13 protein-coding genes and 1 pseudogene are annotated in these 12,380 nt (G+C 67.5%); 5 read left to right on the top strand and 9 right to left on the bottom strand.

The annotated features are described in order from the left end of the window. Positions 1 to 197: 197 nt before the first annotated feature. From ACIRQP_RS03770 to ACIRQP_RS03760, 3 genes are all read right to left on the bottom strand, one after another. Positions 198 to 548, bottom strand: a complete 351-nt coding sequence (locus tag ACIRQP_RS03770; protein WP_403883286.1) for a DUF6527 family protein — start codon at positions 546 to 548, stop codon at positions 198 to 200. Positions 549 to 622: 74 nt separating this feature from the next. Then, entirely contained in the window at positions 623 to 1,894 is a 1,272-nt protein-coding gene (locus tag ACIRQP_RS03765) for a ThiF family adenylyltransferase (RefSeq protein ID WP_403882851.1), read from the bottom strand. Beyond that, complete coding sequence (locus ACIRQP_RS03760; RefSeq protein ID WP_403882848.1) at positions 1,869 to 2,147, bottom strand: multiubiquitin domain-containing protein; 279 nt, start codon at positions 2,145 to 2,147, stop codon at positions 1,869 to 1,871. The genes ACIRQP_RS03765 and ACIRQP_RS03760 overlap by 26 nt, the downstream gene beginning before the upstream one ends. A gap of 187 nt (positions 2,148 to 2,334) precedes the next feature. Between ACIRQP_RS03760 and ACIRQP_RS03755 the strand changes: the two genes are divergently transcribed. Together ACIRQP_RS03755 and ACIRQP_RS03750 are read left to right on the top strand one after the other, a co-directional pair. Then, positions 2,335 to 2,646: a hypothetical protein gene (locus ACIRQP_RS03755; protein ID WP_390047645.1), complete on the top strand. Its 312-nt coding sequence runs from the start codon at positions 2,335 to 2,337 to the stop codon at positions 2,644 to 2,646. Then, a complete protein-coding gene (locus ACIRQP_RS03750) occupies positions 2,643 to 3,743 on the top strand; it encodes a hypothetical protein (RefSeq protein ID WP_403882844.1) in 1,101 nt (366 codons plus the stop codon). The genes ACIRQP_RS03755 and ACIRQP_RS03750 overlap by 4 nt, the downstream gene beginning before the upstream one ends. A gap of 10 nt (positions 3,744 to 3,753) precedes the next feature. Here the strand turns inward: ACIRQP_RS03750 and ACIRQP_RS03745 are convergent. Together ACIRQP_RS03745 and ACIRQP_RS03740 are read right to left on the bottom strand one after the other, a co-directional pair. Continuing rightward, a pseudogene (locus tag ACIRQP_RS03745) lies at positions 3,754 to 3,957 on the bottom strand (IS1380 family transposase); the annotation flags it as partial. A gap of 40 nt (positions 3,958 to 3,997) precedes the next feature. Then, the gene (locus tag ACIRQP_RS03740) at positions 3,998 to 4,468 is read right to left on the bottom strand and encodes a hypothetical protein (protein ID WP_403882841.1); all 471 of its coding nucleotides are present in this window, start codon (positions 4,466 to 4,468) and stop codon (positions 3,998 to 4,000) included. Between the two features lie 360 nt (positions 4,469 to 4,828). Here ACIRQP_RS03740 and ACIRQP_RS03735 point away from each other — a divergent pair, with 360 nt between their 5' ends. The 3 genes from ACIRQP_RS03735 (at position 4,829) to ACIRQP_RS03725 (ending at position 6,882) form a co-directional block, all read left to right on the top strand. After that, positions 4,829 to 5,515 (top strand): DUF317 domain-containing protein, encoded by a 687-nt coding sequence (locus tag ACIRQP_RS03735; RefSeq protein WP_403882838.1) that lies wholly within the window; start codon positions 4,829 to 4,831, stop codon positions 5,513 to 5,515. A 115-nt stretch (positions 5,516 to 5,630) separates the two neighbouring features. Further along, the gene (locus ACIRQP_RS03730) at positions 5,631 to 6,080 is read left to right on the top strand and encodes a hypothetical protein (RefSeq protein ID WP_403882835.1); all 450 of its coding nucleotides are present in this window, start codon (positions 5,631 to 5,633) and stop codon (positions 6,078 to 6,080) included. Positions 6,081 to 6,183: 103 nt separating this feature from the next. Beyond that, positions 6,184 to 6,882 carry a hypothetical protein gene (locus ACIRQP_RS03725; protein ID WP_403882832.1) on the top strand — a complete coding sequence of 233 codons (699 nt, stop codon included), beginning with the start codon at positions 6,184 to 6,186 and terminating at the stop codon, positions 6,880 to 6,882. Positions 6,883 to 7,136: 254 nt separating this feature from the next. Here the strand turns inward: ACIRQP_RS03725 and ACIRQP_RS03720 are convergent, their stop codons facing one another. From ACIRQP_RS03720 to ACIRQP_RS03705, 4 genes are all read right to left on the bottom strand, one after another. Next, positions 7,137 to 8,855 (bottom strand): relaxase/mobilization nuclease domain-containing protein, encoded by a 1,719-nt coding sequence (locus ACIRQP_RS03720; RefSeq protein ID WP_403882829.1) that lies wholly within the window; start codon positions 8,853 to 8,855, stop codon positions 7,137 to 7,139. Further along, a complete protein-coding gene (locus tag ACIRQP_RS03715; protein ID WP_403883283.1) occupies positions 8,852 to 9,505 on the bottom strand; it encodes a MobC family plasmid mobilization relaxosome protein in 654 nt (217 codons plus the stop codon). Before ACIRQP_RS03715 ends, ACIRQP_RS03720 begins: the two co-directional genes overlap by 4 nt. A 187-nt stretch (positions 9,506 to 9,692) precedes the next feature. Continuing rightward, a complete protein-coding gene (locus ACIRQP_RS03710; protein WP_403882826.1) occupies positions 9,693 to 10,559 on the bottom strand; it encodes a DUF2637 domain-containing protein in 867 nt (288 codons plus the stop codon). Positions 10,560 to 10,952: 393 nt separating this feature from the next. Next, on the bottom strand, positions 10,953 to 12,236 hold the full coding sequence (locus ACIRQP_RS03705; RefSeq protein ID WP_403882823.1) for a DUF3631 domain-containing protein: 1,284 nt from the start codon (positions 12,234 to 12,236) through the stop codon (positions 10,953 to 10,955). Positions 12,237 to 12,380 lie beyond the last annotated feature (144 nt).

Raw genomic sequence — 12,380 nt, 5'->3', positions numbered from 1 at the left:
CCGCGCGATCCAGCAGAGGCGCTGATGGCGGGCGATGCCGTGGAGGAGTGTCGCTTTCGAGGGTGTGGGCCGCCAGGGCACGTCCGGAGAGACGGTGTGCTGTTATACAAGACCGTCTGGTGCTAAGTGCTCCTGGTCGTTGCAGCGACGTGCTTGGCATCAATTCTTCAGGCGTTATCCCAGTTCGCTGGGGCGATTTATTCATCCCGTTTGCTACGGCTGGTGCCGGAGGAGCGTCGCATTCGGTTCCAAATCCGGCGCCACCAGGACGCTCGTCCCGCCAGAGGTTGAGGGAGGGCCTCGACGTGCGCGGCGCGGTCGCGGGAGCTAGCGACTCGACTGGTTGCCACCGAGATTCGTGGCAACCAGTCAATACAGTCGCTGCGGACGTAGTAGTGCGACCTACACTGCTGTTGTCCGTTTCCGACGGACGGTCGCAGGGACACAGTGCCATCGAAGGTCAGGGTCCAGTCGTGCGGTCCGAATGGTGTGACGACCTTCGAACCACATCCGCATGCGCACAGATGGACTGCGGTTTCGAACTGCATGGAGATGTAGATGTTACCCGGCTCGGGTTCGGCCGGGATGTGCTCGATGAACACCGGCATCAAGGATCGAGCTTTCACGCGGCGGCCTCCGACCCGTCCCCAGTATCAGCGCTGGCCGGGACCGGCTCGGCGCCCAGTCCGATGCCCTCGTCTTGGTTGGTAGAGGTGCCGTAGCGGTTGTAGAGATCATTCGAGCCGACCGCATACACGGTGTGCAGCTCGTTCTCAGTGTCAGCATAAAAACCGAGGTACTTCTTATACCGGAAGATTGCCAAGTTCGCAGCGAAGGAGTTCAGCTCGGCTACCTGCAGGTTGGTGTCGTACTCGGCGCCCTCCCCGGCGAAGTACGAGATGAGCCCATCTCGCTCAATATGCTCCACGCGACCCGGAAGGGACGTCGTGATGCGAATTTGCCCGTCGATGCATTCGGCGTCCTTGCTGACCCCGACACCAGTATCGATGAATGGGATACCGTTGACGGTTAGCGCCTCGATGATGGCCTTTTTGTCCGGGCCCGTGTCCATCGCAAGGAACACAAAATCGGCGTCGAGGAGTTCGCCGACGTTTTCAGAGGTGACGTTCACCGGGTGAGCCTCGATGTGACGACGCATCTGCGAATACATCCGTGTGAAGTACTCGACCTTCTTCAGGCCCTCCTGTAGGTCCGCAAGGCTCGCGGCACCGGGGGCCCGGAAGGCGTTATGCGTGCGGAGGACGTCGCCGTCGTAGAGATGAAGCGCGTGTATCGGGGTCTTGGCGAGCAGGTCGAGCAGGTATGCGCCAGTACCCCCGAGACCGACGATCACAACCTTCTTCAGCGCGAGGCGCGCGTTGACCTCGGTGATGCCAGCCCTGCTGGAGAATGTGTCGAGGTAGCGGAACACACCATCGTCTTCGTCGGTCTCGACAGGCTTGAAGGTCAGCGGGGTCACCTCGGGGTCGATGGCCTGGGCTGGCCCGATGACCATCGCGGCGTACTGGGTGACCTTTTCGTAATAATCTGGATAGCCGCCCGCGGGTTTCTGGGAGAAGCCGCAGCTCGCGGTGAGCTCCGGGCTGGCAGACCACTTCTGAACGCCATCGTTTACGAGCCCGTCGATGGGCTCGCCATTCTTGTTGCGGGGTACGCCGCCAACAAAACACATAACGTGACTACTCGGAGCCGTCGCGGTGTCGCCGCTCAGATCCAGCGGGCAGATGAAGGATCCCCACTGAACCTGGGCGGCATCGTCCACGAACGGAATGTCGTCGATTACGAGGAACCCGTTGACGACGCGGACGGCGTACCCGTCTTGCACCAGACGGGCCAGGTCGGCGCTACTACGAACGAGTCGTGAGCCGGACATGGAAGTACGTGCCCTTCTTCTTGACCTTCACGGACTCGCCGGCGACCAGGATGCCGTCCCCGCCATGGGGTGCAATGGCGTTCTTGTAGGTGACGGTGAACATCGCCTGCGGGTCGTGACCGGGGTACGCGAGCTGCCCAAGTTCGTCATAGGTCACGGTGTCGTGGTCGAGGGTGACCATTGTGCCGTTGATGGCTACTTCAAACTCTTTATCCCTCTTGTCATGCTCCTGCTCGTGACTGGGTGCAGTCATGACAGTCCCCTTCCATGGCGCCCTCCGCCGATCGGCGAGCTCGGATGCGAGTGTAGCATCAACATCATCACCCCATGGGTGAAGGGGTGAGTGTGAGTTAAGGGGCCTTGAAATTCGGTGATGCCTGTAGAATCCGCGCGAAGCAGGTAGGAGCGTCATCAGCCGATGGGTGATGGAGAACAGGCACGTGGACCGGGAGTACATGGATGAGGAGTTGCATCGCCTCGCTACGGACCCCGGATTCCGGCCGCAAGGCTGGAGCGCCCGGGAGGTCTCGGACTTTCGCGTCCTCGTTCAGTGCGCGCGTGCAGCTCGGCTCGACGCCGACCTGCGGAACTCGCGCATGTTGCGCATCCATCCCGGTGACACCCATGACCTGAACAAGGCGCGGGCGAAGTTGAGTTCCGGCCGCGTTATCAACTTGACGTTCAAGAGCACAGAGAGCCACAGTGCCGTGATCTTCGAGCTATTGACTCCAGAGATGGAAGCCTCGCGATGAGCACCCCTCCACACGACCCGCTGCCGATCGCCCAGGTGCCGGTTGGCGAACTCCTCGGGAGGGAGCTCGAGGCCAGGGACTGGTCTCAGGCTGATTTCGCTGCGGTTCTGGATCGCCCGACTCAGTTCGTCTCCGAGATCGTTACCGGCAAAAAGGAGATCACCAGGGAGTCGGCGGCGCAGATCGGCGCAGCCCTTGGCCATACAGCGGAGTACTGGCTCAACCTTCAGGACCAGTACCTACTCGCCGAGCAGTTCAAGAATGAGAACGCCCAGGTAAAGCTGGACGAGGTGCGTCGGCGTGCCCGCCTAAACGACAAGGGGCCAATCCAGCTATTGAAGAGGCGCGGCTTCCTCACCGGCGCCACCTTGGATGCCCTCGAGGCCGAGGTGAAGGAACTTTTCGAGCTGGATTCCCTTGATGACGAGCCCGGATTCGCAGCTGCTGCTAGACGAGCCAACCGTAGCGAAGATATCAGCTCGCTGCAGCGAGCATGGGTCGCGTGTATCAGAAGGGAAGCGCGTAAGCTTCCGCCTCAGGAGAGATACTGCGCGAAACGCCTGAGGGAGCTTGCAGGCACTCTTTCGCGCACACTGAAGTCGGCCGCTGACTTCGAGGACCTACCTGACCTTTTTAGTGCGGTTGGTGTGCGTCTGGTATATGTCGAATCGCTTCCGGGTGCCAAGATTGACGGGTGCTCGATGCTGGTCGACGGATATCCAGTCATTGGCTTGTCTGGTCGCGGCAAAAGGCTCGACAAGATCCTATTTACTCTTTTGCATGAGATTGCGCATATCTTGCTTGATCACGTCGACGCTGAACACCTCATCGTCGAGGGGCTCGACGAGGCTCAAGGAAATGAAACGAAATGGGAGAAGGACGCAGACACGGAGGCCGCGGAGTGGGTTTTCCCGCACGGCATTCCTGACGTCCCAGATCGTATCGGTGCGCGTTGGGTCAATCAGTTGGCCGTTGAGCTTGACGTGGCGCGCATCGTCATCGTCGGTCATCTTCAACACCGCGGTCACCTTGACTGGCGGACGACCCTGGCGAAGAACGCTCCTTCGGTAGACGATGCTCTGGCATCGTGGGATTAGCTATCTGGCGGGCGGCCAGCTGGCCGATCAGGCGGGAGACCGTCGAGTCGGAGGCCACCGGCCCGAACACGGCTGGCTCCGCCCGCAGCATGCCCACATCGACGAGGCAGCTCCGCCCAGCGCGACCGCGAGGGCGACCGTCCAGGAGGACCTTCCCCGGGTCATGGACGGCCCGGTGCCCGGATCCAGGCGGACGCCACTGAACCGATGCGGCGAAACAGGCCGGTGTCGGAAAAGACGCACTGAACAGCGGGTCAGCTGGTTCCTGCCGCCTCCGCCGTGAGGCGAGCCCGCTTCTCAGCGCGCGGTTCGGCTCTCCAGTCGGGCAGGAACGCCGACAGACCTGGGTCGCTTTCGATCTTCTGTTGGGTGGACCGCATGCCTTCGTCGATGAGCGCGTCCCACTTCTCCGTCGCGAACTCGACGCGGCAGGGCAGGTCCTTGATGATCTTCTCGTCCAGGGTCAGGTAGTTCGACGCGCGCCCCCTGGCGCCGCGGGCCGTAGGCACGTACGCGCCGGCGCCGGCCTGGTCGGGAAGCAGGGAGATGAGGACCGCGTCCCCGTCCTCGGCGATCCTTCGGGCCGCCTTGTTGGCTGCCGAGATCTCTGCCTTGGAGGGATCCCGTTCCAGCATCTCGATCAGGGTGCTGCGGATGCTCACCGTCTTCCGGCTGGCCAGCGCAGTCTGCAGGGCCTGTCGGAAGGTCTGCGTCATCGATGTCATAGCGGCGATTGTTGCGAATGGCCGTCCCGAGGCCGCGCGCTTGAGGGCAGCGCTCGGTGCATGTTCCCCCGTACGGCAGATACGCACGGGGTGTGGTCCCAGCGTGCTCACCCCTCACGACTAGGTTCGCTATCACAAAGGCCGAAACGGCTGGGTTCGCTGTCAGACGCGTCGATTGAATGGCCTGGGGGGAGCAAGTTCGCCGGAGGCAGACAGGAAAGATCCCGCAAGGGCTGGTGTGCTGCTGCAAACCATGCCAACGTACAACGCCCTGAGGAAGACCTTCCCCCTGATCCCACGGAGACGCCCCTGCACCCGCACCACCCCAGCGAACCCTCCCATCCCGACTCGCCAGACCCGGTGTACTGGGTCACTCCGCGCCATCTGGCGGGTGACGACGGGGCCCTCGCCGAACGGATCGGCGACACCCTGGCTGGCCTCGGCTGGCGCATGTGGCCTACCTCCCGCCACACCCTGCTGTACGTCAGCCCAGATGAGCTGCGCGGTGCCGAATGGACCCTCGCGGCCTACCCGTTCGAACTGGGCGGCCTCCCGGTTGCCTGGCAGCTGAGCGCCCGCCCGGATGCCACCTCCGTGGTGCCTGCGTGGAACGCGTACTTCACGGCCGGCGTCCCGTACGAAGCGCTCGCCGATCTCCTCGTGGCGATCGACACCCGCGAGGCGCCCGACGTCGGCTCCGAGGCGCCGCGGAGGGTCCTCAACGAGCTGAGTTCCCGAGGCTGGATCCGCGACGTGGACCGCCCCCGCACCACCGCCACGGACCCCGGATTCTCCTGCAGCGTCTCCTTGGAGATGCTGCCGCCACTCATCCAAGACGCCGACCCGCGCCCCGACCTGGTGGGCTGGCAGGCGTGGGCGGAACCCGTCGTCAGCGCCCCGTATTTGTGGTGTGCCAGCTTCAGCACCAGCGTCCTCCATGAGCTGGTGGCGGCATTCGCCGCCTCGCTCGCCTCACCGGTCCCTGTGCCCCGCCGCACCGTCCCCGCGAGCGCCGAGGGGCGGCTCACCGTCGTCCGCCGCAACTGACGGCGCCCGCCCAATAGAGCCGCTGTCGTAAACGGCTCGTCGCCGATCTCCGGAGTGCCAGCAGGGTAAACGAGGCGTGCCCCGTGCCCGCCAGGTGAAAGAGAAGGAGAGTGCCTTGTTCTTGTTCCGACGCGCTCGCGAGGACCGCGAGTTCCGTGAAGCCCAGCGTGCGGGTCACGCGCTGCTCCTGCGGCTGCAGGCCACGCAGCCGTGGCCCGACTTCCCCGAGCCGACCCCACAAGCCCCCGCCGCAGGGGAAGAGGTTGTGCCCGACTTCCTGCCGCCGGAGCTGCGGGTGCCGTCGCGCCAGGAGGTGGCCGGGGTGATGATGCGCTGGCTGCAGCCGCTCGTCGTCGACGGCGAGGTCCGTACGTGCCCCGGGTGCGGCGCGTACCGGGACTGGATCGTCTTCTGCAGGCGCAACGACTCGATATGGCTGCGCTGCCGGGCGGGCCACGAGACGAAGGAGCCCAGCCTGGATGCGGTCTGGTTCAACCGCCACTCCGGTCCCGTCGACCAGTTCCACCCCACTCTCGAAGAGGGCCTGCGCCACCTCGGCCATTGACCTCCTGAAACCCCCGCTCCCCTTCGTACCGCCGGCGCCCGGAGGGCCGGCCTGGTCAGACCGTCCGCTTCGCAGGCCACAACAGGCCAAAAAGGGGTTTCCTATGCGCCTTCACGCCACGACCGTCCTCAGCCTCAGCGCCCTCGCTATTTTGGCCCTGCCGGGCTGTTCCGATGGCAGCGCCACCTCCTCCGGCCCGATGCCCTCCCCGACCGTCCCGGTGCGCCCGGACGGCGAGAGCGCCTCTGCGCTCGCTCCGTTGTCCTCGACCGCATTGGCCAAGCGGCTCCTGGACGAGAGCGACCTCGGCGGGGACTACACCCGCATGCCGCAGCGCGCGGCGGCCCACGACGACGTGACCGTGATCGGCTGCCCAGCGTTGGAGAAGCTCGGCGGCGACGCCGCGACCGGCACAAGCCTCGCCTTCCCCCGCAAGGCCAAGGCGTCCTTCGCCTACGCTGGTGGCAGCAACTCCGAGCTGGCTGAGGAGTTGTACAGCGACACCGCGGCGAAGCTGTCCAAGGGCATTGGGGAGATCTTCGATGCGATGGTCTCCTGCCCCACGTACCAGGTGGTGTCGGGCAACACCGTCGTCACAGTGGGCACGCAGGTGACGCCCGCCCCCGACCTGGGCAACGAGCAGTGGAGCCAGCGGCTCACCTACTCGATCGGTGGGCAGCGCAGCGTCGTCAAGCAGACGGCGATCCGGATCGGCAACGTCCTTGTGCTCGTCTCGGGCGCGCCGGGACTTGTGGACGCCAACCTGGAGAAGGCGCTCGACAAGGCCGAGGCAGCCTTGTGACCTCCCTGTCGGCGTCGTTCGGCGCTGGCGCGCATGACTTTGTCGCCGTGTTCGCCGATTCCCTCAGTTCCAGTGCACCGGTGCTGCGCCGGGTGCTGTCGGAGAGCACATTCGACCGGCTCCTGGACGCTCCAGCAGTTCCAGGGCCTCCCACGCGGTGAAGCCGGGCCCCCCAGTTGGGGGAGCCCGGCTTCGTGCTGCGGTGCCTTGTTCTGGCGTCTCCCCGCGCGTCACCGCACGCACTGAGATCGAGATCAGCGCCGTCGTGCCTGTGACGGCTGCTGGGCCGGGGCGGCTGCTGCCGTGTGCTCTGGAGCGTCAGGGCGCCGTGCTGCGCTGCCGGCCCAGGCTGGGCTGTGGGCTTGTGCTGCGCGGGTCTGTGCGCTGGGTGCTGGCCTTTCGCTGAGGCGTTGGATGCGCCAGGCCAGGACTCGTGCAGGGCGGCGCGCGTCGTTCAGGGCGCGCTGGTCGGTGACCTGTTGGAGGAGCCGTTCCGGGTCGTGGCCGGCTGCTTCTGCCTCGGCGAGGGTGGTGGTGAGAGCCGCGAAAGCGGGGTCTTCGATGATCTGCTCCGCGTGCTCGGGCACGACCTGGCGTAGGCGGCGGATCTGCCGTTCGACGGCCTGCTGGGGTGGCTGGCGCTGCGCGAGGGCGGCCAGGGGTGCGGTTGCGGCTTGGTCGTAGGCGGCCTGGAGGTGGAGCAGTGTCAGCTGGGCGGCGCCAACCTGCTGGTCGTGGTGGCGGAGCTGGTGCCAGCGGGCAGCGGCAACGACCACGAGGATCGCCGCGTCCAGGAACATCGCCAGGACGGCGCCGTCCTTGGGGGCAGGCTCGCGGAGCATGGCGCGTACGGCGCCGCGCAGGGCGCGGGCGTGGTGGTGTTCGGCCCGGATGCGGGAGCGGGTGGCGCGCTCGAACGCGGTCGCCGCCTCTCGGAGTTGGGGCCGCAGGGGCTGGGGTGCGAGGAGGGGGAGGGCGTCGAGGGCCTCGCCGAAGGCGGCAAGGTGGGCCTGGGAGGCTTCGTCGTCCGTCTGGTCGAGGTGGTGGGGGATGCGTTCGGCGGCGGCGGTGGCCTGGTGCCAGGGGTTGGGCCTGCGCCGGCCTGGTTTCTCAGCGGACTGTGGGTCGATGCTCTCCAGGCGCTTTTGGATCTTGGGGAGGGAGAGGTCCGGGGCGAGTTCGGAGCCGGAGAACCAGACGGGCTCGTGGTCGGCGGTGGTGGTGTCTTCGCTGGCGACCTTGTAGCCGCGCACGTCACCCGAGGGGAAGTAGACGATCTCGACGAGTACGCCGTCGATGTGGCTGAGCAGGTGGACGAACTCCTCCACGCTGGTGGCGGCGGCCACGGCGGTGCGCACGGTGGCGCGCAGCCGTTCGCGGGCGGGCTTCTCCTGGCCGGCGCGGCGGGCCTTCTCCTGCTCGGCACGGGTGGTCCGCTTCGCAGCGGTGCGGTCACCGCGGACCACTTGGAGCAGGCCGTATTCCTTCTCGATGGCGGCGAGTTCACGGTCGGCGGTGAGGTAGTCGTTCCAGTGGCGTGCGGTGCGCAGATCCGCCCGGACCTTGGTGGCGGCGATGTGGATGTGGTCGGGGGCGTGGCGGACGGCGACCCAGCGGCATCCGTCCGGATCACCGTCGGGTGCTATGCCGGTGGCCGCGACGACGCGGCGGGCGATGTCGGCCCACTCCTCGTCGCTGAGGATGCGGTCACTCTCGGCGGCTCGGATCGAGCAGTGCCACACGTGCTGCTCGGGAGCGCGGCCCAGCCGCCGGGCCTGCTTGACGTGCAGGTCCAGGTCGGCCACGAGGAGCCTCCTGGCGGCGTCGAAGTCGTCGGCGCGGCCGGGGTCGGGGGCGAAGCCGTCCCAGGAGGCGACCAGATGGGGGTCGGTGTGGTCCTTGGCCTTCTTCGTGTCGAACAGGTACCGGATCAGTCCGGCGGTTTCCTTACCGCTGCGGATCTTCGCGATCATCGGGCCGCCTTCTTGGCGACGGCCTGGTTCGCGGCTGCCGCGATGTGGCGGACGGTGGCGCCGACCGCGGTCAGGGTGCGTTCGCCCTGGGCCAGGACGGCGGCGTCCACAGGGTGTGGATGGCCGCCGGAGTTGAGCTTCTTGGCGATCTGGTTGATGTTGTGGCCGATCTTGGCGACCTCGCGGCGCAGGGCGGTCAGCTCGTCGATGTAGTCGTCGAGCGGGGTTCGCTGGCCGGGCAGGGCGAGGTCGCCGTGGACGTGTGCCATGACGACGGCGCCGACGTAGTGGGCGCCGGCGATGTTCAGCGACCGGGCCATGGCGAGGATCTCGGTTTTCTCGTCGACGCTGTAGCGGGCATCGACACGCTCCTTGCGCTGGCCGTTCGGGTCGGGCTTGCGGCGTCGGGCGACACGGTGCAGTGCGGCGGCTTCAGCGGCGCGCGGCAGCTGGGCGGCGGCGGTGTCGGCGGACGGTTCCTCCTCGGGTGTCCCCTGGCGCCCGAGGTCCTCCGCCACCCCCGGGGCGGAGACTTCCCCGTTGCGGCCGTCCTTGGACGGTCCAGCGGGATACCTTGCTGGCGCACTGGTGGCTGGGGTGGTGGTCATCTCCTGCTGGTGCGACGGGGGTTCGTGGTGCTGGTTGCGCATGAGGTGCTTCTCCATGGGGTGTTGATGGCCAGCCAGTGACCGGTCGACCTCGTCCCATACCTGTCAGGGCGAGGACGGGTGGAGCGGCGGTGTCGGGTTGACTCGTTGCGGTGCGGTCGCTCGTCCCCGCGGACCTGCGCGGGGACGAGCGATGCGAGTTGCGCCGGAGCGATGGGAGCGCGGGGGCTCAGGGAGCGCCAGCTGGGGTCATGTCGAGGTCGTCCTGCCGCTGAGAGGCGGCCTCATCGAGTTCGGCTTGCAGGACGTCCTTGAGCTTTTCCGCGTCGGCCCTGCCGATCGGGAGGCCCTTGCCGCGGATCGTCGCTTCGATGTGGCGGCGCGAGGCACGGTCTCCGCGTCCCAGTGGCGCGGTACGGGCAATCGCGAGGTACTCGTCGGACACAGCGCTGGGCTTCTGGTCTTCCGGCTCGGCGGAAGACTGCGGGGTTTCCGTCACAGTGGCGGCGCCCTGCGCCACCTCGGCAGAACCCCGAGCCACGTCGGCCTGACCGTCCGCCACGTCGAGTCCGGCTGGCTCCGGGAGACCGTTGTGGCGTTCGGTGGCGTCGGGTGGGTCGGCGACGAGCTGGTGGATCTGCCGCATCAAGACGCCGAAGGCCAGCAGCGCGGCTGTCGGGGGAACCGCGGCGACCACGTAGTCGAGGAGGGGCACGGCGCTGGTGTTGCCCGTGCCGTTGACCCCGGCCACGTTGAGGGCGATGGAACCGATCGATCCGGTGGCGGTGAGGGCGATGGCCCAGCCGTCGGCGACGCGGCGCAGACCCGCACGGAGCATGAGGAGTTCACCCGCGACGATGAAGGCGTCCAGGGTCGCGGGCCAGGCCCACTGGCGGACCGGGGAGTTCTTGAGGCCGTGCTGTCCGGCGACCTCTGCGAGGTGCGCGTACGACAGCCAGAATCCGCCGGCGGTGAGCGCCACGATGACAACGCCCGCCGCGACGAGCGCGTACCGCTCAGCGGCCTGCTTGCTCGTCATCGGCCGTCCTTCGCCAGGGCGATGGTCCTGGTGGGTGGGTGTGGAGAGGGTGGTCAAGCGGGGTTCTCCTGGGGTGGTGGCGTGGTCCGTCTTTGCCGTCTTGGCCGTTGCAAGCGCAGGTCAGGGCCGGTACGGCAGGGGGGCGGTGTTCCGTCCTGGCGGCGCCGGCGCGTCCTGGGGCCACGCACCGGCGGCGGGTGCTGCGGTTCGGTGGCCACGGACGGATCGCATCCGTCTTGCCGTCCCGGCCGCATGTACTGTGACCTGCGGTGATACGGCGGGGACGTCCGGGACGGCACAAGACGGATGTGGGCGGCGTCCCGGCGGACGGCAACGTCGGTCATGATCGTGTTGCCGTCCTGGCCCCGGTTGCCGTCTTGCCTGCATGCCGTTTGACCTGCGGGATTACGGCAGGGACGGCAAGGACGGCAACCGGGGACTGGGTGGGTCTCAGCCCTCGCTGCGCGCGGGGCCGGTGTCGACCGGGTGGACGGTCGGGCAGTAGCGCCGCCATGCGTCGAGGAACTTGTTGCGCGTGTAGCCCTTGCGCTGGGTTCCGTCGGCGAGGCGGACGTTGCCGGGCCTTATGTCGAAGTCGCGCAGCAGCGAGCCGAGCTCACGCGGGCCCAGCCCCTTGCGACCCCACTCCGCCCACGGGCTTTCCAGGTCCTGGCGCAGGTGGTGCAGGAGTTCGTCCGTGGAGAGGCTGTCGACCTCGCGCTGGGCGACGAAGACCCGGCGGATGTCGGCCAGGATCCGCGCTGAGCTGGGGTGGTCCTCCTCGGCCGCCGCTTCGGCCTTGACCATCTGCGCGCACGCCGCGCGGGCGAGGCGTGGCCAGGGGCCGGCGGCGAGGTCGGCGATGATCACCAGGGGTTCCCAGGTGTCGGCGGCGCGGTCCTCCACCGGCATCGCCGGTTCCCGGTCGGCGGCCTTGTCGAGCTGCGGCCGTGTCCATGCGGCGATGCGGTCGCGCAGGTCATGGAGTGCGGGGGTGTCGCGGCGGGAGCGGAAGGGCTTGACGCTCTCGCCCTCGGCCCGGCGGCGCATGCGGATGACCACAGACCGGTCCATGATCGTGTCGGGCAGGTCGCCGATGCCCGCGAGCGCGGCCATGGCGAAGGTGGAGAACTTGTGGGGCGTGTGGTCGTTGCCGACGACGCGGGTGACGTACCGGTTGCGCTGGTGGCCGGCGTTGAGCAGGCCGCGCATCTCCTCGTTCTTCTCCGCCATCTTCGGGGTGCCGAAGATGGTGTCCGCCTCGTCCACCAGCAGGGTGGGCGGTTCGTCGGTGATGGAGCGGAAGATGGCCGCCGGGGTGGTGTTGATGGTGAGCATCGGCTCGTGGACCGTTTCGGTCAGCACGTCCAGGAGCCGTGACTTGCCGCACCGCTTCGCCGGCCCGACCACCGCCAGGCGCGGGGCGTGTTGCCACGCGGGCTGCAGGTGCGTCGCCGCGACCCACAGCGTGACCGCGTGTAGCGCCTGCTGGGAGGGCAGGATCACGAACTGGGCTATCTGGGAACGCAGTTCGCTCAGCAGCTCGGAGCCGTACGTCGGCTCCGGGTCCGGCACCGCCTCCTCGGCGGGCTGATTCACCGGGACCGTATCCGGCGCCCGCTCCTCGGCCGCCGGGGCGGCTTCGGGAGCGTGGCCGGGCCGGCCGGGCACGGCGACCGTCGGCCATGCCGCTTTGCCGGGTGCGGAATAGGGCTCGGGTGTCGTAGGTTGCACAGGGCAGCTCCTTTTCCGGTGACGTCGGGCATGCAGGCCCGACTCACGCAGGTCGTTCGTTGGTATGCGGGCAGTGGAGTGTGCGGAGCCTCCGGCGTTGGCGCGCCGGGGGCTTTCTCGCTTCCTGGGCCGGGGCGAGGGAAC

This window comes from Streptomyces sp. NPDC102274 (assembly GCF_044766385.1).
Taxonomy (GTDB): Bacteria; Actinomycetota; Actinomycetes; order Streptomycetales; family Streptomycetaceae; genus Streptomyces.
Note: the sequence above shows the minus strand (reverse complement) of the source record. Positions and strands in the feature narration are given on the sequence as shown.